Here is a 20,590-nt window from a genome sequence, read left to right on the forward strand (position 1 = left end):
TACTGCCTTCACCGGTGGGAGAGTCGGTCGCCGCCAACCTTTTACAAGGAGAATCCCTCTTGGATGCTTTCGCCAGCAACCAAGAGGGATTTTTGCTTTACGTCGTGCTGAACCAGAACTGCTGGAACTAGAGTATTGTATTTTTGTAAGCGTATTCATATTTATCTTATCTGTGCAAGTTTCTCCCGCACGTTATAGTCGAAGCATTGATTGGGTCACCGTATTGCTTTATGTAATATTGGTCGGAATAGGCTGGGTTTGTATTTACGCATCGAGTTACTCACCGGATGCACCAGCAAATCCTTTGAGTAGTTTGAGCTTTGACAAGCTCATGGCTTTCAACTGGTTTAAGCAATTGCTATGGATTGCTACGGCTATTGTGTTGATTGTGGTGCTGCTGGTTGTCGATTATAAGGCATATGATACTTTGGCATATGCGATGTATGCGGGGATGATTGTGCTGCTGTTGGTGACCATGGTGGTGGCGCGGCCAATTGCAGGGTCGCGTTCTTGGCTGGAATTGGGGCCGGTAAGACTGCAGCCGGCAGAATTTGCAAAATTTACGACTGCGCTGGCGGCTTCGCGCTTTATGGCGAGTATTAATCTGCGGTATCAGGACTGGCGTGACCAGCTGATATTGGCGGGGATTACGCTGCTGCCCCCGTTGCTGATTGTGGCGTCGAATGAATCGGGGCAGGCACTTGTTTTTGGGGCGCTGTTGCTGGCTTACTTTCGGGAGGGAATGTCGCCGTTGATACTGCTGCTACTGGCCGTTGCCGGTATCGTGCTGATATTAGCTTTGGTGGTGCCTAAAATGTGGCTGGTAGCAGCTTTTACGGTGATGCTGCTGGCTGTACTGGGATTAAACCGGCGAATCCTGAGACACCACCTGCCGCTGGCGGTTGGGGTGTGGGTGGCGGTGATTGGAATGGTCGTAGGGGTCGATTTCTTCTACAACCACGTGCTACAGCCCCACCAGCGGCAGCGGATTGAAATACTTATCAACCCGTCTTCGGACCCGTTGGGGAAGGGGTGGAACGTGACCCAGAGTAAGATTGCCATTGGGTCGGGGGGATTGGTGGGGAAGGGGTTTCTGCAAGGGACTCAGACTAAGTTTGATTTCGTGCCTGAGCAGAGCACCGATTTTATTTTCTGTACGGTTGGCGAAGAGTTTGGCTGGATGGGAAGTCTGGTAGTAATCGGGCTTTACTTGACGTTGTTGTGGCGCATTATTTACGTAGCCGAGCGGCAGAAATCGGTGTTTGGGCGCACGTATGGGTATTGCGTGGCCAGTGTGTTGTTCTTTCATATCACCGTGAACATGGGGATGACCATGGGCCTGGCCCCGGTGGTGGGGATTCCGTTGCCATTCTTCAGCTACGGAGGGTCTTCACTGTGGTCGTTTACCATTCTGCTGTTTAGCCTGCTGGCGCTGGATGCTTACCGCAAGCAGGATTTAGTGCGCTAATGGAGAAATCGCACGTGCCGGGCTGGGTGTGGGCAGTGTTGGTGGGCGCACACGTATTAACGTTAGGGTGGGTACTGCACCAAGGAAGTTGGTCCTTTGTGGATACCGGGCGCTACATCCAAGCAGCGGAGAACTTGTGGCGGCATGGGGAGCTTTATGCCCAGCCTTGGCCAACGATGGCACCGAGTGGACAGGCGGTGCAGGAATTCACGATTCGGCCAGTAGGCTATCCGTTGGCGATACTGGGGCTGGGAGGGGCCGGTGGGTGGCCGGTGATGCTGCTGGTGGCTCAGAATATACTTAGCCTGCTAAACATTGGGCTGATTTTGCGGTGGTGGGGCCGGCGGGCCAGCCCGGGCCCCCGGGATTGGGCGCTGGCGGTAGCGGCCGTGCTGACTTTTCCCGCGCAGCTCATCTATGCGAGTGCTTTGATGAGTGAAATGCTGCTGCAAACGGCGGTGCTCGGTATTGTAGTCGCTGCCTTGGCGTTTATTCATTCTCCACGGCTGCGATATTGTGCCGGTGGGGCGGTAGCTGTGATTGCCGCTTTGCTGCTAAAGCCGGTTTTTTATCCGTTGGCTTTTGTGGTGGCTATTCTGGCAACGGTGGTGGGATGGCGCTGTCGCCGGCCAGTGGTGGTGGCTATAGGGCTTCTGCCTGTGCTGGTGGTGGGGCTGTATATGCTGTGGAATCAGCACCGAACGGGGTACTTTCATTTCTCCAGCATTGCGGAGATAAACTTGCTGCAATACAACGCCGCCGGGGTGTTGCGGCAGATGGCCGGGCCGGATGTAGAAGAAAAATGGGTGACGCAGGTAATCGACCAAGCGAATGCTGCGCCGGATTTTGCGACCCGGCAGCATTTTATTCAGGCTCAGGCGGGCGCAATGCTGACTGCGCATATTGGCCTGTATGCGCGGCAACACCTGCAGGGAATGGTGGCTTTATTTGTGGACCCGGGCCGGTTCGATTTGGGCCAACTGCTGGGGTGGCTACCGCCCGCCGGGGGAGGCTTGCTTACGCAAGCCCGGCAAGGGAAGCTGTGGCAGGCGGCTACCAGCCTGCCTTGGGGGCAATTGGGATTGTTGGGAGTGATATTGCTGGCCAACGTTGCCCGGTTAGGACTTGCCATGCGCGGTTTTAACCGGCTACAATACGGTAGCGCGCCTATGCGCTACGGGCGTTGGGTACCGGTTGGGTTGCTGCTGTATGTGGCAGCACTGACCGGGCCATTGGGGGCCGCGCGGTTTCTTGTGCCCGTGTGGCCACTGCTGCTGGCGCTGGCACTGGTCGGATTTAAATGGCCACAGCCAATATTCTTACAACAAGAAGGCTAGCCGCACCGGCTAGCCTTCTTGGATAAAAAACACTTGATTCAGAAAAGCGACAGGCTTGTTGCTACGCGAATTTGCGCTCAATCAGCTTCAAGAGCTTGTTGACGTGCTCTTCCTTACGGCTCCAGTCGTAACGCTGCGAGAGGTCCGTAGTAACGTAATTCCGGGCTTGGTCGATGGTTGGAAGGGAGTCGAGGTGCTGGATGGCGGCGTGGTAATCCATGTTTTCGCCGTTGAACAACTCGTTGATGAAGCTGAAGCGCTGGTTAATGGAAATGGCTTCGCGCAGGGTATCAACTTTAGGCCCGGCGCGCTCGGCCAGCGAAGCGGGGGCTGCCGTTGCCCGAAGCGTTTCGGCCAAAAGAGGAGTGGCTTGCTGGCCTGCTTTCAACTTTTCGTGCAGCGGGACGTTGCCCGAGTCGGTATCTGGTAATGGACGGGCTGGAGCCGCTGTAACGGGGGCAGGCTTCGGAACAACTGGCTGCGGCGATTCTTCCTGGGGAGGCGCGACGAACGTGGGAGGCACTACTGCGGCTGGAGTTGGTGCCGGGGCGACAACCGGCTCTTCAATTCGGGGGGGCGTTGCGGCTGCGGATACCGGGCCATCCTCCAGCAAATCGGCGGTGGTGAGGGGCAGCAGGGTACTGAGTTCGGTGACGAGCCGCTGCATGGGCTGATGGGCCTTGTAGTTGGCGGCGTGATAGAGCTCGAACCGATGCGCAAGGAAATCGCGGCTGAGGTCGTCACTCACGGGCAGGCTGTCGACAAAGCCCTGATAAAAAGATTTGTCGATGTCAAAATAGCGCAGGTTGTCCCGCAGCCCAGCCAGCGTTGGCGTTTCGGCATTCCCGAGCAGCAGGCGCTGGAAGCTGCCCGCCGGGTCGGCCACAATGCCCAGAGTGTCGGCCGCCGCTTGGGCCAGCAGTGGCTCAAAAGCCGCGCGATTCAGGCTGATGTGCCGCGAAAGTACGTTCATGAACTGCGCCAGGGCCGCTTGGACTGGAGCCGCCTCAAAATCGAAATAGGCACTGCGCAGGCGCGTCGTCTCGGCCTGCCATTGGCCTAACAGCTGGCGGATAACCAATAAGTTGAGCTGGCGAACGGGCGTGAATTTGAGCACGGCCGGTCCGTCGAGGGTGGCGGTGGGCTGGGGGCCGAAGTGCTGGTCGCAGAGCCGGGCGGCCAGGCGGCGGCCATACTGTGCACACTTGGCGAGGCTATATTTGTCGTTCATAAAAAGGCCGGGTTTCGGTGGCCGAAGTTAGGCACAAATGCCCCTGTTGACGATTGAAAACTTGCCCGGCGCGGCCGTGAACGTACCCGCTGGGGCCACGCTGCTGGCGGCTTTGCAAGCCGCGGGCCACGACTGGATGCATGCCTGCGGGGCCAAAGGCCGCTGCACCACCTGTCGCCTGCAGCTACGGGCCGGCCAGGAAAACCTGAGCCCGCTCACGGCGGCCGAACTGCGCTACCAGGCCGCCGGCCGGCTGCTGCCCAATGAGCGCCTGACCTGCCAGGCCGGGCTGCCCACCGGTGATGCCACGGGCCGGGTGCCCGAGGCGACCAAACTGCCCCACGTGCAGTACCGCGAAGGGCCGGCCGCGGATTAGTCAAAATATTGGCGGACCCGTGGGGGCGGGGAGAGGCAGGCGGTCAGGGCGTTTGCTCGTGCGGGGCTGGCGGCGGCGCAAACCCCGGGCGTTGCCCTTGGCGGTTCGTTCCTAACTTTAGGATTCAAAATCACCCAAGCCCGCCCGTATTTTGTTTATTGAACCTCGCGTCGGAAACCGCCACAATGCCCCCCGCCGGGGCTGGATTGAAGTGGTGTGTGGCTCCATGTTTTCGGGCAAAACCGAAGAACTGATTCGCCGCCTCACCCGGGCCCGCATTGCGCGGCAGCGGGTCGAAATATTTAAACCTGCGCTCGATACGCGCTACCACGCCGAAGACGTGGTGAGCCATAACGCGGCTCGCATTCGCTCGACGCCGGTGGCCATTGCTTCGGAAATTCTTCTGCTCGCGGCCGGGTCCGATGTGGTGGGCATCGACGAAGGCCAGTTTTTTGATGATTCGCTGGTGGACGTGTGCGCGCAGCTGGCGAACAACGGTACCCGCGTCATCGTGGCCGGGCTCGATATGGACTACCTGGGGCGGCCCTTCGGCCCCATGCCGGCCCTGCTGGCCACGGCCGAGTACGTGACCAAGGTGCACGCCGTGTGCGTGTGCTGCGGCGAAATCGCGTCGTATTCCTACCGCATTGCGGCGAGTGCCAGCCAGGTTTTGCTGGGCGAAACGGACTCGTACGAAGCCCGCTGCCGGCCGTGTTTCCTGGAGGGAATGCAGGCCAAAGAACCCACCCCGGAAGCCAGCTCGGCCGCTACGCACTAAATTTCGGGGTGTAGCGTTGGCAATGGCAGCCCTGCTGCTTTCTATCCTTACTTTGAGCTTTTGCTGAGCGTATGTCCCACTTTTTCCGTTGCTTGCTGGGGTTAACCGGCTTTTTTCTGTGTTGTACGAGCGGTGCCTTTGCCCAAAACACTGTCGGCTATGGCGACTGGCAGCTGCACCTTCCTACCAACCATCCCCTGCTGCTAGCCGATGCCGGTAACCGGTTGTACGTAGCCACGGAAAACGCCTTTTACTTTCTGGATAAGTCTCAGAATACCACCCAGGTGCTTTCGCGACGCGACGGCCTGAATGACGTAGCTGTGCGGGCCCTGGCCTACGATTCGGTGACGAAGCAAACAGTGCTGGGGTATAACAATGCCAATATTGACGTCCTGCGGCCCGATGGCAGTGTGCGCAACATAAACGATGTGCTGCGCAAACTAGGGCAGGGCGGTGTTCAGGCCGGCGACAGACCAATCAATCGGATATCAATTAGCAGCGGCAAGGCGTACGTGTCGGCTACTTTCGGAGTGGTTGTACTTGATTTGGCGAAGCTGGAAATTACGGACACGTACAGCAACATTGGCCCGGGAGGGACAACCGTAAGCGTCTATGATGCTGTTTCGACGGGGGGCTATCTATACCTGGCTACCTCCATCGGCCTGATGCGCGGCGCATTGACCACGAACTTGCTGGACTACCGCAGCTGGACCACTTCGCTGCCCGTGCCGTTGAATCCCAATCCCAATACGCCGAACTACCGGTTATTGGCCGCTTACGATGGCCAGGTATACGCCGCCATCGACGGGGTGGGGGTTTATAAATTCACGACAAATGCTTGGCAGTCAGTGGCCAATACGTATGCGGGGCAGTTTCGTAACATGCATTCCAGCAGCATTGGGGTATTGACAGTTGATGATAATGCCGGTGTGCGCCGCATTACCGGTACGGTGGCTGTTGTGGTGCCCCCGCCAACGGCCAGCTACATCCAGGACGCCCTGCGCACGCGCGATGGCAGCTACTACGTGGCGAATTACGACAAAGGCCTGCAGCGGGTGCAGGCCGGCACCGGCCGCGTTATCGATTCGTATGTGGCCAATGGGCCGGAAAGCAGCTTGGCATTCAGTATATTGGCCGATAGCCGTACGAATATAGTCGATGTATTCACGGGGGGCTACGGCGAGCGTTACCTTCCTAATTACTTTCGGAATGGATTTTACGAATACAGCGGAGGGCAATGGAGTTATTTCAATCCGCCGAAGCTGCCCGGTGACACAAGTCCAACCCCCGGTTTGCTGAGCCCCGTGCGCGGAACCCGCACACCCGACGGCACGCTGTACGTAGGAGCCAATGGCGGCGGGCTGCTGGAGTGGAAAGGGCCCGGCCAGGTGCGGCAGTTTGGCCAAGGCATCCCGACCGGTAGTCCCCTCATCGGCACGTTTGGGTTCGGAAATAACCGGGTCGAAGTAACGGATGTGGCGGCCACGCCGGAAGGCAAAGTCTGGGTGATAAACCGGCATTTGCTGCCCGGCAGCTCAGGCTTGTTCATCCTGGACCCAGCCACTACCACTTGGCAGATTATTCCATGGGTGCCTCATTTGCAGGAGCTTGAGCGGATTGTTCTCGATGATAACGGCTACGCCTGGGTCACGGTATCGCGCAAAACTGACCCCAACGGTACCGGGCCCGCCATTGGCATTTACGCCGTGGACCCTGCCACCACCAATCCCAATCCACCGCGCTTGTTTACGTCCGCCAATGGCCTGCCCGACAACCAGATTTACGAGCTGGCGAAAGACCGGCGCGGCTATATCTGGGCAGCTACCATCAAGGGTGTGGCCGTGTTTAATGACCCAAGCGGACCATTTCTGTCCACGGCCGGGTTCACGCTGCCGGTGGTGCGGCGCGGGGAGGGTACGGGCTTCCCCGCGCTGTTTAGCGAAGCTGTGCGGACGCTGGCCGTCGACGGGGCCGACCGCAAGTGGTTTGGGACCGATAACGGCCTTTGGCTGTTCAGTCCCGATGCCGACGAAGCCCTGCTGCACTTCACCACTGCCAACAGCCCTTTGCCGTCCAATCGTATCGTGGACGTGAAGGTGAACGACAAGACCGGCGAAGTGTGGGTGGCCACCGATGCCGGTGTGGTGGCCTACCGAGGCTCGGCCACCGTAACCGAGGGCGAGCCGCACTGCACAGCTGTATTCCCCAACCCCGTGCGTCCGGATTTCCAGGGTGTGGTCGGCATCACCGGCCTGGCCAATAACGGACTGGTGAAAATTACGGACGTGGCGGGCCACCTCGTATACGCCACCACGGCCACCGGCGGGGCTGTTACCTGGAACCTAACCACGCCCAATGGCCAGCGCGTGCGCTCGGGCATTTACCTGGTCCTATCGTCGGATGCCGACGGAAAAAACGGCTGCGTAAGCAAAGTGGCCGTCCTTAGCAAATGAGGAACGTAGAAGAGGAAACGGTGCACATCATCACTTCCCCTTCTTCCTTTTTCCTTTCTAGTACATGCTGATTAAGACCCGGGGCATTGTCCTCAGTTACCTCAAATACCGCGAAACAAGCATCATTGCCCGGGTGTACACCGAGCGGCTGGGCGTGCAGACCTACGTAGTGAACAGCGTGCGTAAGGCCAAGCCGCCGGGGCGAATTGCCCTGTTTCAGCCTTTTACGCTGCTGGAGCTGGTGGCCTACGTGGCCCGGGGCAGCGGCGGCCTCACGCGGCTGTCGGAGTATCGGTGCGCCGAGCCCTTCCAGACGTTGCCATACGATGTGCACAAAAGCAGCGTGGTACTGTTTCTGTCGGAAGTAGTGGGCCGGGCCGTGCGCGAGGAAGAGCAGAACGAACCCCTGTTTCAGTTCCTGCACGACTCGATTCTGGACTTTGACCGGCAAGCAGCGGGCAGCGAGAACTTTGCACTGACGTTTTTGCTGCAACTGGCGGCTTATTTGGGCTTTGGAATCAGCTCTGGCAGTGAACTGACCGACCAGGTGATTATGGCGGGTCACGCGGCCACCGCCAAAGGCGTAACCGGGCCGGCCACCCTGCGACTGCACGAGTTCGACGGTTATTTCGACGAGCTGCTGCGCGACCCTGCCACCAGCACCATCCCCAACGGCCGCGTACGCCACGAGCTGCTGAACGTGCTCATTCGCTACTACCAGCTGCACGTAGAGCAGATGGGCGAAATCCGCTCTCTCGAAATTCTATCGCAGGTTCTCAACTAAAAAAGGACTTGGTTTATCGCAAGCTAACCGCCCAGTGAGCAGTTCGCTTGCGATAAACCAAGTCCTTTTTAAGCGTGACTTCTTATTTAAAGTCAACCAGCTCTACCTCGAAGCGGAGCACGGCATTGGCGGGGATGTCGGCCCCGGCCCCACGCGGGCCGTAGGCCAGGGGCGAGGGGATTAGCAGTACGGCCTTGCTGCCCTTGTTGAGCATGGCAATGCCCTGGTCCCAACCCGGAATAACCTGGCCCTGGCCCAATACGAAGGAGATGGGTTCGTTGCCGTGCTTAGCCGAGGAATCGAATTCCTGACCCGTGGCCAGCACCGTGCCCCGGTAGAGCACGCGTACGGTCTGGCCGGTTTTGGGCGTAGCGCCGGTACCCAGCTTCTTGAGAATGTAGTAGGTGCCGCCCGCCGTTTTCTTCGCCGTGGCCTTGTTCTTTTTCAGGTAAGCCTGAATGGCAGCCACGTCCTTGGTCATTTGGGCAGCGGCCAGGGCTTTGCCTTGCCGCACGCTTTCTTCCTGCAGCTTCTGGTGGCGGGCCGTCATTTCGGCCATCGTTACCAGCTCGCGGGCGCTGGCCAGCACCACCAGTGTGTTGCCACTCTTGCGCAGAAACGGCGGCACCGGCTGGCGGAAGGTTTTCGCAAATACAGTATCGGCCGGAAAGCGGAAGATGGCGCTGTCGCCGGGCAGCAACAGGCCCAATGCTTCCTCCAGGCTACCGGGAGTGACTTGCGCGGGCAGGGCCACCGGCTGGGGCAGCGGCTGCATCTGGCGCGAGTTCATGAGCACAGAATCACGGCCCGTGCGGAATTCCATGAACACCGTCAGGACCTGGCCCGCACGGCTGGCGTAGGGGGCATCGGTAGGGGCGAGGGCCCGGGGCTGATAGTGCCCGGCGGCATCTTTGCGAAAGAGGCGGTACTCAGTGCCCGTAGGCAGGCGGGAAAAAGTAGTGGTCGGGGCTTGCGCCTGTGCCGTTTGGGCCAAGCTAAACAGGGCGCCTAACGCGGCAAAAAATAGATTTCGCATTATTAAAAGTAAAGTTCTGATACGAGCTGCGGCAGTAAACATTACCGCACACTGATGACCTGCATCTCAAACACCAGCTCGGTATTGGGAGGGATTACATAACGGGAGTCATCGTCGGGGTCGCGCACGCCAGCTGCACCGTAGGCCAGCGCCGCCGGTATGGAGGCGCGCACCCGGGAGCCCACGGGCAGCAGGGGCAACAGCTCATCCCAACCTGCGATTACCTCCTTGCGGCCCACCCGAAACCGCACCGGCTCCCCCGAGGCGGCCGTCGCATCAAAGACATGGCCATCGGGCAAGAAGCCGGTGTAGCGCACGGCCACGCGCTGGCCGGGCTTGGGCAGTGGCCCCGCGCCGCGCTCCCGAAACACAAAACGCACCCCGCCCGGCGTAAACTGCGGTGCGAGGTGCGCGGTATCGGGGCTGGCTCCGGCAGCGGGGGCGGTGGGCGTGGTGGGCACGGCCGGCTTGGGACTAATCTGGGCCTCGGCCACCGGGCCACCAAGCACCAGCAAGAGCAGCAGGCCGCCCATTCCCCATCCAGTGCCCAAGGTGCCGTGCATAGACCGAAATACTTAAAAAACCTCGAGGATTTCCACGTCAAACATCAGGGCCGAATCGGTGGGGATAGAGGACGAGCCGGCGGGCCCATAGGCCAAGTAGGATGGGATGAGCAGCAGCTTGCGGTCGCCCTGGCGCATCAGCAGCAAGCCTTCATTGAAGCCCGGAATGGCTCCGCTGCCGCCCGTGAACACGACGCAGCCACACTGGGTATGATTTTCGGAGGAATTGTCGAAAATGGTGCCTTGTGGGTAATTGGCGTTGCCGTACGACGCCGGGTAACCCGTCGAGCCCGGATTGGCCCCGGTGCTCAGAAACCGGCCGATGTACTTGACGCGCACTTGCTTGCCAATGGTAACGGGCGTGCCGGTACCCGCCACGCTGTCCACCACGTACAGGCCAGAATTGGTGCGATGGGCCTTGTTCAACAAGCGATGCCGCACCAGGTAGTTGTGAATGGTGTCCTCATCGATGGCCTTTAGCAGGTTCTGGTGCTCTGCCAAATTCTTCTGATAGGCTGTTTGCGAGTTACAGCTCCATAAGGCCGGAGCGGCGAGTAGCAGGCAGGCACCCAGCACCCAATGGTGCGCACGGAGCAGAATTTTATTCATGGCGAAGAGGATAAAAAGATTCCGACCAACGGAGCCCGGGCAGCAATGCCGCGCCGCCCGTTGGCCGGAATCCAGCACTGTAATAAAGATTATTGAACGTCCACTAGTTCCACCTCGAAGCGCAGGGGCGCATTAGCCGGAATGTCGGCCCCGGCGCCGCGCGTGCCGTAGGCCAGCGACGAAGGAATGAGCAGAATGGCGCGGCTGCCTTTGTTGAGCAGCGCAATGCCTTCGTCCCAACCCGGAATCACGGCACCCTGGCCGAGGGGGAAATCAATTGGCTTGCCGGCTTTGTCCGACGAGTCGAACTGCTTGCCGCTGAGCAGCGTGCCGTTGTAGTTCACGCTCACGGTCTGGCCGGCTTTGGCCGGAGCGCCGGTGCCGGGCTTCAGCACCTGGTAGTAGATGCCCGAGGGCGTCTTCTGCACGGTGAGGCCGTTTTTCTTGATGTATTCCTGCAAGATGGCATCATCCTTTTTCAACTGAGCCTGCACTTCCGGCGTGGCCATCATCTTGGCCTGGGCATCCTTCTGGGCCTGCATCTGCTTGGCGTACTCGGGCGAGGCCATGCGCTGCTTCAGTTGGGCGGCCATGGCGCGCTTTTGCAGCTCGGGCTGCATGGCCTGGGCTTCGGCCTGGGTGATGAGCTTATCAGTGGTCGATACGAACATCTGCACCACGTTGCCGCCTTTGCGCAGGAACGGCGGCACCGGCTGGCCCGACTTGGGCTTGATGAGCGAATCGACCTGGAAGCGGAACACGCCGCTGTCGCCGGGCTGGAGCAGCGACAGGGCCTCGTCGGGCATGCCTTTCTGCTTCAGCTCCTGCAGGGGCAGGGGCACGGGCAGGCCCACGTCGCGGCGGGTGTTCTGGAGCACCGAGTCCTTGCCGGTGCGGTACTGCATGTTGCCGAGCAGGAACTTGCCCACGCGGTCCTTGTAGGTCGGGTCGCCGTCGGGGCCGATTTCGCGCCGCTCGTAGCTGTTGCCGACTTTCTTAAAAATCTTGTATTCGATGCCGGACTTGGTTTTGGCAAAGTCACCCCCGCCTTTGTTGCAGGCGGTGAGAGAAGCGAAGCTCAGCACGCCGGCCGCCAGGGCCAGCTGCCGCGCAGAGCGGGAGGAAAAACGCATGAAAATTAAAAAAGTGAGAGTCAGATACGGTTCAAAGTTACGCCACCGGCGGCGCTACGGCAGCGGGCACACCCGTTAATTGCTCCTTGTACTCGGGCAGGATGCTCAGGAAGCGCTCCACGGTTGCATCAAGGGACTGGTAGCTGATGCCGCCGGCGGCATTGTGGTGCCCGCCGCCGTCGAAATGCTTGCGCGAGAAGTCGCTGACGGAGAAGCTGCCCACTGAGCGGAAAGAAATTTTGACGGCCACGCCGCGGTCGATAAAAACCGCCGCGAATTTGATGCCCTCGATGCTCAGCGCGTAGTTTACCAGGCCTTCGGTGTCGCCGGTTTTGCTCTGGTACTGGCGCAGCTCATCCTGCGTAATGGCGATATAGGCGGTGTTAAACTCACGGTTCACCACCAGCTTGTCTTTTAACACAAAGCCCAGGAAACGCAGGCGAATTTCAGAATGCGAGTCGTAGATGCGACGGTGCACCGACGACAAATCGATGTTCACCTTCAGCAGCTCGGCGATAATCAGGTGCACGTTGCGCGAGGTACTGGGGTGCCGGAACGAGCCCGTATCGGTCATGATGCCCGCGTACAGCGCCTCGCCCATGCCCTTGGTGATGAGGTCCTGGTCGCCCAGGTCGCGGATAATTTCAAAGATAAGTTCGGCCGTGGCCGCCGCCGAGGGCACCGAAAACGTGATGTCGGCAAAGTCCTCGGGCTCCTGGTGATGGTCGACCAGCACCTTGGTGGCGCTGGCTACGCGGATGTATTCGCCCAGCTCGTTGATGCGGCCCAGGCAGCTAAAATCGAGGCAGCAGATGACCTCGGCACGGGCGATGAGGTCGCGCACCTGCCGGTCGTTCTGGCGCTTGTCATAGATAACTACTTCGTCGTTGCCCTCCATCCAATTGAGGAAGGCCGGATAATCGGATGGGGTGACCACCGTAACGTGGTGGCCTTTCTGCTTGAGGTAGCCGGCCCAGGCCAGCGACGAGCCCAGCGCGTCGGCGTCGGGTTTGTGGTGGGTGGTGATAACGACCTGCTTGGGCTGCGCCAGCAACGCTTGCAGCGCGGAAATGGAACTAGACATCGACAACGTGAATGGCCCGGAAACGGAACTGAGGGCCGGTGGCTTACGAATAATTGGGGCGGCAAAAGTCGGCATAAATCCGTTCCCAACAACGCATTCCCCCCGGAAGGTTCTCCGCAAGTATCTCAACCGCCGGCCAAACCCGGCCAAAGCAACCCGTGGGCTTTGGTGCTACTTTTGTGGCTCAATAATATTTTTAACCCCCAAATCTCCCCCGACCAACGCAATGGCCACCAACCGCACATTCACGATGATTAAGCCCGATGCCGTTCAGGAAAACCACATTGGTGGCATCCTGAGCATGATTGAGGCCGGCGGCTTCCGCATCGTGGAGCTCCAGAAACTCAACCTCACCGCCGAGCGCGCCGGCCAGTTCTACGCCGTGCACGCCGAGCGTCCGTTCTACAACGACCTGGTGAAATACATGTCGAGCGGCCCCATCGTGGCGGCCATTCTCGAAAAAGAAAATGCGGTGGCTGATTTCCGTACCCTCATCGGCGCTACCAACCCGGCCAACGCCGAGGAAGGCACCATCCGGAAGAAGTACGCCAAGAGCATCGAAGCCAATGCCGTGCACGGTTCGGACTCGGACGAAAACGCCCAGATTGAAGGCGACTTTTTCTTCGGTAACAAGTAATTTCGACCGCCGAAAGGCAGCAAAAAGCCCGTTCTGCGCATGCAGAACGGGCTTTTTCTTTATACCAAAAAAAGACTGTTTTTATACCAATCTTGTATTGTTGAGTTTATTTATGCCTGTTCCACCGAGAGCAGCGAGTTGGCTGGCGTAATTTCTTCAGCCGGCTGCGTGGTGTGCTTGTGCTTGAAGATAAACACGAACAGCACCGCAATAACCAGCGAATAGCCCGCGAACGTGAGCCAGATGCTGTGCCAGTCCTTCACGCCGTTGGCATCGGTGAAGTAATGCTGGATGATGAGGCCGCTGAGCGAGCTGCCCAGCACGGCTCCGAAGCCGTTGGTCATCATCATAAACAGGCCTTGCGCGCTGGCCCGGATGCTGGGCTGGGTCTGGGTTTCGACGAACAGGGAGCCCGAGATATTGAAGAAGTCGAACGCCATGCCGTACACAATGCACGAGAGAATAATCATCCAAAGGCCCTGGCCGGGGTTGCCGTAGGCGAACAGGCCGAAGCGCAGCACCCAGGCAATCATGCTAAAGAGCATCACCTGCTTGATGCCGAAGCGGCGCAGGAAGAACGGAATGGCGAGGATGAACAGCGTTTCCGAAATCTGCGAGATGGACATGATGATGGCCGGATACTTCACCGTCAGGGTTTCCTGGTAGGCCGGGTTCTTGTCGAAATCGTGCAGGAAAGTGTCGCCGTAGGCGTTGGTGAGTTGCAGCGCGGCACCCAGCAGCAGTGCGAAGAGGAAGAACGTGAGCATCTTGCGGTCGCGCAGAATGGCAAACGACTTGAGGCCGAGAATTTCGGCCAGGTTCTGGCTGGAGGTATTGGCCGACTGCGGCGGGCAGGGGGGCAGCGTGAACGAATAGATACCCAGCAGAATAGCCGCGCCGGCGGCGACGTAGAACTGGCTGGCCGATTTCTCAAAGCCGAGCAAGCTCACTGTCCACATGGCCACGATGAAGCCCACGGTACCCCACACGCGGATGGGCGGGTAGTCTTTCACCACGTCGAGCCCCTGCCGTTTCAGAATGGAATACGACACGGCAATGGACAGCGCCAGCGTGGGCATGTAGAAAATCATGTTCAGCAGGATAACCCAGAAGAACGTGCCGGGGTCCGTTACCTGCGGGATGGCGCACAGCACCAAGCCGCCCAGGATGTGCAGCACGCCGTAGAGTTTTTCGGCGTTCACGTACTTATCGGCCACGATGCCCATGAGCGAGGGCATGAAGATGGAAGCAATGCCCATGGTCGAGAAGATGGCGCCAAACTGGGCACCGGACCATTGCTTCGTTTGAAACCAATAAGCGCCAATCGTAATCAGCCACGAGCCCCAGATGAAGAACTGGAGGAAGCTCAGGACAGTAAGGCGCAGCTTTGTGTTCATGCGGGGGACAGGGCAAAAGGGGTGGGATAAGACAAATGCAAGCGCGGCGCACGGGCCACGACCGTCAAAGATAAATAAAAAAGCCCCTGCGAAGTGCCCGGCGGGGGGCAAGCTTCGCAGGGGCCTCAATCAGCCGCTGAGGGGCGTTTTACGCCTCGTAGGTAGGCAAGAATGTGCCGGCGGGCTGGCCGTCGGCCGTAGGATAGTCGGTATAACCGTCGGCGAAGCCATTGGGGCCGGGGGCGTAGAAGGTGGCTTGGTCGGCCTCGGCCAGGGGCAGGCCTTTTTCGAGGCGCTCGACCAGGTCGGGGTTCGAGATGAAGGGGCGGCCCATGGCTATGAGGTCGGCGTTGCCGGCGAGGGCCTCGTCAATCTGCTCTACGGTGGTGTAGCCGCCGCTCAGGATGAGTGTGTTGGTGAACTTCGCGCGGATGAGCGGCACTACTTCGGCCGGCACGGCGGGTGCGCCCATCGTTTGGTGGTCGACAAGGTGCAGGTACACGATGCCGATTTTTTGGAGCTCCTCGGCCAGGTAGGCGTACGTTTCGTTAATCTCGGGATAAACGGGCATGTCGTTGAACACGCCCCAAGGCGAGAGGCGGATGCCGGTACGCTCGGGGCCAATGGCTTCGACCACGGCTTTGGTCACCTCGAGCACGAAGCGGGCGCGGTTCTGGATGCTGCCGCCGTACTCGTCGGTGCGCTGGTTGCTGGCGGGGTTCAGGAATTGCTCCAGCAGGTAGCCGTTGGCGCCGTGCAGTTCCACGCCATCAAAACCGGCTTCGAGGGCCAGCTTGGCGCTGTGCACGTACTCGTCGCGCACGCGGGCCAACTCGTCGGTGCGCAGGGCGCGGGGCGCGGGCTGGTCCTGCATCTGCTGCTGGTCGGTCCACATCTGGCCTTGGGCGGCCACGGCCGAAGGGGCAATGCCTTCGGCCCCCTCGGGGAGGTTGAGGGGGTGAAATACGCGGCCGGCGTGCATCAGCTGCACGAAAATGTGGCCACCGTGGTGGTGCACGGTTTCCGTTACACGCTGCCAGTTGGTGACGTGCTCCTGGTTGAACAGGCCGGGAATGCGGGCGTAGCCCAGGCCATCGGCCGAGGGCGACACGCCTTCTGTGATGATGAGGCCGGCGGTGGCGCGCTGGCGGTAGTACTCGGCCATCAACTCGTTGGGCACGTTGCCCAGGGCGCGGCTGCGCGTCATGGGGGCCATTACGAGGTGGTTGGCGAGGGTGAGGTTGCCCAGTTTGGCGGGCTCAAAGGCTTTGCTTGACATGAGTTCGAGTTAAGTGGCGTCGTGCGTGAGTTGCCGGATTTGATGAAACGCGGTGATAAAGCAGGTACGTACACGAATTGTTTTCGACTGGGTTTACAAGCTGCATTCGCAATAAAAAAGGCCCGCCTCCGGGTGGGGACGGGCCTTTTCAGACAACAATTAACAGCTGCTGCCGAAACTACGCGGCGTAAGCAGCGGCAAAGCGCTTGTTCACTTCATCCCAGTTGATGAGGTTGAAGAACGCGGCGATGTAGTCGGGGCGACGGTTCTGGTACTTCAGGTAATAAGCGTGCTCCCACACGTCGAGGCCGAGGATGGGCATGCCCTTGCAGCCCGTTTCGGGCATCAGCGGGTTGTCCTGGTTCGGGGTCGAGCAGATTTGCACCGAGCCGTCGGGCTGCTTGCACAGCCACGCCCAGCCCGAGCCGAAGCGCGTGGTGGCGGCTTTGGTGAATTCTTCCTTGAATTTATCAAACGTGCCGAATGCCTTGGTGATGGCTTCGCCTACCGCGCCGGTGGCCGGGCCGCCGCCGTTGGGCGAGAGGATGGTCCACCACAGCGAGTGGTTGTAGTGGCCGCCGCCGTTGTTGCGTACGGCCACGGGAGCCTTGGCAATGTTGTGCAGAATTTCCTCGATGGACTGGTTCTCCATTTCCGTACCCGCGATGGCCGCGTTCAGGTTGGTCACGTAAGCCTGGTGGTGCTTGCTGTGGTGGATTTCCATGGTTTGCGCGTCAAACGTGGGTTCGAGCGCATCGTAAGCGTACGGAAGTTTGGGGAGTTCGAAAGCCATAACTGAAAAAGGGTTTGGGTGGTGAAGAGTGAGTGAAATGGGCAGCTGTCAAACAGCCGGGTCCAAGGCTGGTTCCGGCTGCGGCCCATCCAATATCAAAAGTAGATTATTTACGCTTTAAACTGAAAAATTGCCGCATCAACTCCGCACATTCTTCGGCCCGCACACCGCCGCGCAGCTTGGTGCGCGGGTGCAATAGTGCTCCATGCCGCCGAAAACCCACTTTCGGTTCGTCGGCCCCGAACACCACGGCTTTCACCTGCGCCCAATAACTGGCCCCGGCGCACATCACGCACGGCTCGATGGTGACGTAAAGGGTGCAGTCGGCCAGGTATTTGTTGCCGAGGTAATTGGCGGCGGCGGTCAGGGCCAGCATTTCGGCGTGGGCGGTTACGTCGCGCAGGCGCTCGGTCTGGTTGTAGCCGCGGCCAATTATTTGATTTTCAAACACGACGACAGCGCCAATGGGTATTTCATCGGCGGCCAGCGCTTTTTCGGCTTCGGCCAGCGCCTGCGTCATGAAATAATCGTCGTTCATCCGGGGAGGGTTGTAGCGCGGACTTTTATATCCGCACTTGCGCAAAAGCGCGTTTTCATTCGCGGACCAAAAGTCCGCGCTACGCTACTTCTTCATCACAATGGCCGCCATGACGGCCTGGGCCGTGGGCTGCCATTGCGCCTGCTCCTCGGCCGGCGCCACGAAGGTGAAGACGTACAATTGCGTGCCCTCAATGGCGTATTGCACGGTTTGGTAGCGTTTGATGGGGGCCAGCTGGCTGCCGGTGCGCTTGCTGTCGGCCACCGTCGAAACGAATTCGAAATAGATAAAATCGCGCCCGTTCACGGTCCGGATATCTTCCTTGATGAAGTCAACCTTGGTGTAAAGCCGCTGGATGCTGGATTTGTAAATCTTAATCAGCACGCCGTAATCGAAGCTTTCGAAGGTAGTGGGCCGCACGGCCACGCTGTAGTCGACGCGCCCGCTGGGGTTGGAAAACACGGCCAGCGGCTTGCGCGGCGAAGGGTATTTCACGGCAATGCCGTCGTCGGGCAGCGGCGCGAAGCCCACAGGCACGCCCACGCTCAGGCTGGAGGCCAGCTTCACGGTGGTGAGCTTGGGCTTGGGCGCGAAGGCCGTGAGGCCAATGAACAGCAGCAGCAGCGAAGCGAATTTCGATTTCATAGCAGAAAGCAACGATAAGGGCATAAAAGTAGTGCCCCGGCTTTTAGGGCCGGGGCACTGCTAAGGTGTCGGTTAGCGACGAATGGTGGGGTACTTAATCCGCACCTTCTTCCAGTACAAGTAGTTGCCGGTTTTGGCTTCTACCAGGTAGGTGCCGGCCGGAATCTTGCCCAGGTTCACCGGCGCGCCGGTGTTGTTGGCGGGGTCCAGCTCGGTCTGGTACATCACCTTGTTCTTGTAGTCGGTCATCACCAGCGTGCCGGGCTTGGTGAACTGCTGGGTGAAGCTCAGCAGGATGTCGGTCGAGTTTGGCTTGGGGAAAACGTCGATGCCCGACAGCGTTTCGATGCGCTTAATGGGCCCGTCCAGCGTCACGGCATCCGTCGTGCCCTTTGATTTGATGACGGTTCCGGAGTCGTCGGACTTGCTCTTGGTCTTGATTTTGGTTTGGGCCTGCGCGGAGCCGGCTACTAGGAGGGCGGCTGCCAGAGCGAGAGCGGGGAAGAATTTCATGAGGGCTTAAAAGGATTGAGAAGACAAAGAAAGACGGTTGCTAATGCCCTTTGCATACTCCGTACCAAAGTTTGGGTTTCGCCCCGCCCGCCTAGTGGCTACCTTCGCAGAAAAAAGCGGACCCGAACGAAACCGTTCGTATCCGTCAAATCTGTTAAAATCTGCGGTTCATGCTACGTACCCACACCTGCGGCGAGCTTCGCCCCGAACACATTGGTCAAACCGTCAGCCTCTGCGGCTGGGTGCAGCGCACCCGCGACAAGGGCGCCATTCTCTGGATTGACCTGCGCGACCGGTACGGCCTCACCCAAGTGACCTTAGAAGAAGGCGTGGAAGCCGACGCCGTGCGCGAAACTGCCCGCCAGCTCGGCCGCGAGTTCGTGCTGCAAGTGACCGGCAAAGTGGCCGAGCGCTACTCCAAAAACGACAAAATCCCGACCGGCGCCATCGAAGTCCGTCCCGAAAAGGTAGAAATCCTGAACCCCGCCAAGCTGCCGCCCTTCCTCATCGAAGACGACACCGACGGCGGCGACGACCTGCGGATGAAGTACCGCTACCTCGACCTGCGCCGCACCCCGGTGCGCAACAACCTCATGCTGCGCCACAAAATGGCCCAGGCCGTGCGCCGCTACCTGGATGGCCAGGACTTCATCGAAGTCGAAACGCCCGTGCTCATCAAGTCCACGCCCGAAGGCGCGCGCGACTTCGTGGTGCCCTCCCGCATGAACCCCGGCGAATTTTACGCCCTGCCGCAGTCGCCTCAGACGTTCAAGCAACTGCTCATGGTGTCGGGTTTCGACCGGTATTTCCAGATTGTGAAGTGCTTCCGCGACGAAGACCTGCGCGCCGACCGCCAGCCCGAATTCACGCAGATTGACTGCGAAATGGCTTTCGTGACCCAGGAAGACATCCTCGACATGTTCGAGGGCCTGGTGCGCTACCTGTTCAAGGAAATCAAAAACCTCGATTTCCCCACCGTGCCCCGCATGACCTACGCCGACGCCATGCGCGACTACGGCAACGACAAGCCCGACACCCGCTTCGAAATGAAGTTCGGCGACCTCACCGAAACCGTGAAGGGCCAGGGCTTCCCCGTGTTCGACAGCGCCGAGCTGGTGCTGGGCATCAACGCCGCCACCTGCGCCGCCTACACCCGCAAGCAAATCGACGAACTGACGGAGTGGGTGAAGCGCCCGCAAATCGGCGCCACCGGCCTCGTGTATGCCCGCGTGGAGGCCGACGGCCAGGTGAAATCCTCGGTGGATAAGTTCTACTCGCAGGAAGAATTGCAGAAGTGGAAAGCCGCTTTCAACGCCAACCCTGGCGACCTCATCCTGCTGCTGGCCGGCCCCGAAGCCAAAACCCGCAAAGCCATGAGCGAGCTGCGCCTCGAAATGGGCCGCCGCCTCGGCCTGCGCGACCCCAACTCGTTCTCGCCGCTGTGGGTGATTGACTTCCCGCTGCTCGAATTCAGCGAAGAGGAAAACCGCCACTTTGCCATGCACCACCCCTTCACCTCGCCCAAACCCGAGGATTTGGCCCTGCTCGACAACCCCGAAACCATCGGCCAGACCCGCGCCAACGCTTACGACCTCGTGATAAACGGCGTGGAAATCGGCGGCGGCTCCATCCGCATCCACGACCGCGCCGTGCAGGCCCGCATGTTCTCGCTGCTCGGCTTCACCCCCGAAGAAGCCCAAGCCCAGTTCGGCTTCCTGCTCGACGCTTTCGAGTACGGTGCGCCGCCCCACGGTGGCCTCGCCTTCGGCTTCGACCGCCTCTGCAGCCTCTTCGGCGGTTCGGATTCCATCCGCGACTTCATCGCCTTCCCCAAAAACAACTCGGGCCGCGACGTGATGATTGACTCGCCCTCGCCCATTGCCGAGGCGCAGCTGAAGGAGTTGAGCATTAAAACGGATGTGGTGGCGAAGTAGCT

Annotated in this window: 20 protein-coding genes; 8 read left to right on the forward strand and 12 right to left on the reverse strand. The window is 59.7% G+C overall.

Annotation, left to right across the window (positions count from 1 at the left end):
• The first annotated feature begins 172 nt into the window (after positions 1–172).
• The gene (gene rodA, locus ACYU7Q_RS20975; protein ID WP_460611421.1) at positions 173–1,468 is read left to right on the forward strand and encodes a rod shape-determining protein RodA; all 1,296 of its coding nucleotides are present in this window, start codon (positions 173–175) and stop codon (positions 1,466–1,468) included.
• A gap of 389 nt (positions 1,469–1,857) precedes the next feature.
• On the forward strand, positions 1,858–2,805 hold the full coding sequence (locus ACYU7Q_RS20980; RefSeq protein WP_460611422.1) for a hypothetical protein: 948 nt from the start codon (positions 1,858–1,860) through the stop codon (positions 2,803–2,805).
• A gap of 61 nt (positions 2,806–2,866) precedes the next feature.
• Here ACYU7Q_RS20980 and ACYU7Q_RS20985 read toward each other — a convergent pair whose 3' ends face one another.
• On the reverse strand, positions 2,867–4,036 hold the full coding sequence (locus ACYU7Q_RS20985) for a hypothetical protein (protein ID WP_460611423.1): 1,170 nt from the start codon (positions 4,034–4,036) through the stop codon (positions 2,867–2,869).
• Positions 4,037–4,073: 37 nt separating this feature from the next.
• Between ACYU7Q_RS20985 and ACYU7Q_RS20990 the strand changes: the two genes are divergently transcribed.
• From ACYU7Q_RS20990 to recO, 4 genes are all read left to right on the forward strand, one after another.
• Entirely contained in the window at positions 4,074–4,412 is a 339-nt protein-coding gene (locus ACYU7Q_RS20990; RefSeq protein ID WP_460611424.1) for a 2Fe-2S iron-sulfur cluster-binding protein, read from the forward strand.
• A gap of 151 nt (positions 4,413–4,563) precedes the next feature.
• A complete protein-coding gene (locus ACYU7Q_RS20995; protein ID WP_460611425.1) occupies positions 4,564–5,190 on the forward strand; it encodes a thymidine kinase in 627 nt (208 codons plus the stop codon).
• Positions 5,191–5,261: 71 nt separating this feature from the next.
• On the forward strand, positions 5,262–7,643 hold the full coding sequence (gene porZ, locus ACYU7Q_RS21000; RefSeq protein ID WP_460611426.1) for a type IX secretion system anionic LPS delivery protein PorZ: 2,382 nt from the start codon (positions 5,262–5,264) through the stop codon (positions 7,641–7,643).
• Positions 7,644–7,707: 64 nt separating this feature from the next.
• Positions 7,708–8,427 carry a DNA repair protein RecO gene (recO, locus tag ACYU7Q_RS21005; RefSeq protein WP_460611427.1) on the forward strand — a complete coding sequence of 240 codons (720 nt, stop codon included), beginning with the start codon at positions 7,708–7,710 and terminating at the stop codon, positions 8,425–8,427.
• An 82-nt stretch (positions 8,428–8,509) separates the two neighbouring features.
• Here the strand turns inward: recO and ACYU7Q_RS21010 are convergent, their stop codons facing one another.
• The 5 genes from ACYU7Q_RS21010 to ACYU7Q_RS21030 all read right to left on the reverse strand — a co-directional run bounded on the left by ACYU7Q_RS21010 (position 8,510) and on the right by ACYU7Q_RS21030 (position 12,852).
• A complete protein-coding gene (locus tag ACYU7Q_RS21010) occupies positions 8,510–9,463 on the reverse strand; it encodes an FKBP-type peptidyl-prolyl cis-trans isomerase (RefSeq protein WP_460611428.1) in 954 nt (317 codons plus the stop codon).
• A gap of 41 nt (positions 9,464–9,504) precedes the next feature.
• Positions 9,505–10,026, reverse strand: coding sequence for an FKBP-type peptidyl-prolyl cis-trans isomerase (locus tag ACYU7Q_RS21015; protein ID WP_460611429.1), 522 nt, complete (start codon positions 10,024–10,026; stop codon positions 9,505–9,507).
• Positions 10,027–10,038: 12 nt separating this feature from the next.
• Positions 10,039–10,635: an FKBP-type peptidyl-prolyl cis-trans isomerase gene (locus ACYU7Q_RS21020; RefSeq protein ID WP_460611430.1), complete on the reverse strand. Its 597-nt coding sequence runs from the start codon at positions 10,633–10,635 to the stop codon at positions 10,039–10,041.
• An 89-nt stretch (positions 10,636–10,724) separates the two neighbouring features.
• Positions 10,725–11,768: an FKBP-type peptidyl-prolyl cis-trans isomerase gene (locus ACYU7Q_RS21025; RefSeq protein ID WP_460611431.1), complete on the reverse strand. Its 1,044-nt coding sequence runs from the start codon at positions 11,766–11,768 to the stop codon at positions 10,725–10,727.
• Positions 11,769–11,805: 37 nt separating this feature from the next.
• The gene (locus ACYU7Q_RS21030; protein ID WP_460611432.1) at positions 11,806–12,852 is read right to left on the reverse strand and encodes a DHH family phosphoesterase; all 1,047 of its coding nucleotides are present in this window, start codon (positions 12,850–12,852) and stop codon (positions 11,806–11,808) included.
• A gap of 226 nt (positions 12,853–13,078) precedes the next feature.
• Between ACYU7Q_RS21030 and ACYU7Q_RS21035 the strand changes: the two genes are divergently transcribed.
• Positions 13,079–13,489 carry a nucleoside-diphosphate kinase gene (locus ACYU7Q_RS21035; protein WP_460611433.1) on the forward strand — a complete coding sequence of 137 codons (411 nt, stop codon included), beginning with the start codon at positions 13,079–13,081 and terminating at the stop codon, positions 13,487–13,489.
• A gap of 110 nt (positions 13,490–13,599) precedes the next feature.
• Here ACYU7Q_RS21035 and ACYU7Q_RS21040 read toward each other — a convergent pair whose 3' ends face one another.
• The 6 genes from ACYU7Q_RS21040 to ACYU7Q_RS21065 all read right to left on the reverse strand — a co-directional run bounded on the left by ACYU7Q_RS21040 (position 13,600) and on the right by ACYU7Q_RS21065 (position 18,654).
• A complete protein-coding gene (locus tag ACYU7Q_RS21040) occupies positions 13,600–14,886 on the reverse strand; it encodes a nucleoside permease (RefSeq protein WP_460611434.1) in 1,287 nt (428 codons plus the stop codon).
• Between the two features lie 148 nt (positions 14,887–15,034).
• A complete protein-coding gene (locus ACYU7Q_RS21045; protein ID WP_460611435.1) occupies positions 15,035–16,165 on the reverse strand; it encodes an alkene reductase in 1,131 nt (376 codons plus the stop codon).
• A gap of 178 nt (positions 16,166–16,343) precedes the next feature.
• A complete protein-coding gene (locus ACYU7Q_RS21050; protein ID WP_460611436.1) occupies positions 16,344–16,958 on the reverse strand; it encodes a superoxide dismutase in 615 nt (204 codons plus the stop codon).
• 106 nt (positions 16,959–17,064) lie between these two features.
• Positions 17,065–17,496 carry a nucleoside deaminase gene (locus tag ACYU7Q_RS21055; RefSeq protein WP_460611437.1) on the reverse strand — a complete coding sequence of 144 codons (432 nt, stop codon included), beginning with the start codon at positions 17,494–17,496 and terminating at the stop codon, positions 17,065–17,067.
• Between the two features lie 84 nt (positions 17,497–17,580).
• Positions 17,581–18,141, reverse strand: a complete 561-nt coding sequence (locus ACYU7Q_RS21060) for a hypothetical protein (RefSeq protein ID WP_460611438.1) — start codon at positions 18,139–18,141, stop codon at positions 17,581–17,583.
• 72 nt (positions 18,142–18,213) lie between these two features.
• Positions 18,214–18,654: a hypothetical protein gene (locus tag ACYU7Q_RS21065; RefSeq protein ID WP_460611439.1), complete on the reverse strand. Its 441-nt coding sequence runs from the start codon at positions 18,652–18,654 to the stop codon at positions 18,214–18,216.
• Between the two features lie 170 nt (positions 18,655–18,824).
• On the opposite strand from ACYU7Q_RS21065, the gene aspS reads away from it, so the two are divergent.
• Positions 18,825–20,588 carry an aspartate--tRNA ligase family protein gene (gene aspS, locus ACYU7Q_RS21070; RefSeq protein WP_460611440.1) on the forward strand — a complete coding sequence of 588 codons (1,764 nt, stop codon included), beginning with the start codon at positions 18,825–18,827 and terminating at the stop codon, positions 20,586–20,588.
• Positions 20,589–20,590: the final 2 nt, after the last annotated feature.

It is taken from the genome of Hymenobacter terrigena (assembly GCF_054776515.1).

Excerpts from the sequence above, each read along its gene's own strand:
- ACYU7Q_RS21055 (WP_460611437.1), bottom strand. The coding sequence starts at position 17,496 with ATGAACGACGATTATTTCATGACGCAGGCGCTGGCCGAAGCCGAAAAA.
- ACYU7Q_RS21035 (WP_460611433.1), top strand. The coding sequence starts at position 13,079 with ATGGCCACCAACCGCACATTCACGATGATTAAGCCCGATGCCGTTCAG.
- ACYU7Q_RS21045 (WP_460611435.1), bottom strand. The coding sequence starts at position 16,165 with ATGTCAAGCAAAGCCTTTGAGCCCGCCAAACTGGGCAACCTCACCCTC.
- ACYU7Q_RS21050 (WP_460611436.1), bottom strand. The coding sequence starts at position 16,958 with ATGGCTTTCGAACTCCCCAAACTTCCGTACGCTTACGATGCGCTCGAA.
- ACYU7Q_RS21065 (WP_460611439.1), bottom strand. The coding sequence starts at position 18,654 with ATGAAATTCTTCCCCGCTCTCGCTCTGGCAGCCGCCCTCCTAGTAGCC.
- ACYU7Q_RS20985 (WP_460611423.1), bottom strand. The coding sequence starts at position 4,036 with ATGAACGACAAATATAGCCTCGCCAAGTGTGCACAGTATGGCCGCCGC.
- ACYU7Q_RS21040 (WP_460611434.1), bottom strand. The coding sequence starts at position 14,886 with ATGAACACAAAGCTGCGCCTTACTGTCCTGAGCTTCCTCCAGTTCTTC.
- ACYU7Q_RS20990 (WP_460611424.1), top strand. The coding sequence starts at position 4,074 with ATGCCCCTGTTGACGATTGAAAACTTGCCCGGCGCGGCCGTGAACGTA.
- ACYU7Q_RS21020 (WP_460611430.1), bottom strand. The coding sequence starts at position 10,635 with ATGAATAAAATTCTGCTCCGTGCGCACCATTGGGTGCTGGGTGCCTGC.
- aspS (WP_460611440.1), top strand. The coding sequence starts at position 18,825 with ATGCTACGTACCCACACCTGCGGCGAGCTTCGCCCCGAACACATTGGT.
- recO (WP_460611427.1), top strand. The coding sequence starts at position 7,708 with ATGCTGATTAAGACCCGGGGCATTGTCCTCAGTTACCTCAAATACCGC.
- ACYU7Q_RS21030 (WP_460611432.1), bottom strand. The coding sequence starts at position 12,852 with ATGTCTAGTTCCATTTCCGCGCTGCAAGCGTTGCTGGCGCAGCCCAAG.
- porZ (WP_460611426.1), top strand. The coding sequence starts at position 5,262 with ATGTCCCACTTTTTCCGTTGCTTGCTGGGGTTAACCGGCTTTTTTCTG.
- ACYU7Q_RS21015 (WP_460611429.1), bottom strand. The coding sequence starts at position 10,026 with ATGCACGGCACCTTGGGCACTGGATGGGGAATGGGCGGCCTGCTGCTC.
- ACYU7Q_RS21010 (WP_460611428.1), bottom strand. The coding sequence starts at position 9,463 with ATGCGAAATCTATTTTTTGCCGCGTTAGGCGCCCTGTTTAGCTTGGCC.
- ACYU7Q_RS21060 (WP_460611438.1), bottom strand. The coding sequence starts at position 18,141 with ATGAAATCGAAATTCGCTTCGCTGCTGCTGCTGTTCATTGGCCTCACG.
- ACYU7Q_RS21025 (WP_460611431.1), bottom strand. The coding sequence starts at position 11,768 with ATGCGTTTTTCCTCCCGCTCTGCGCGGCAGCTGGCCCTGGCGGCCGGC.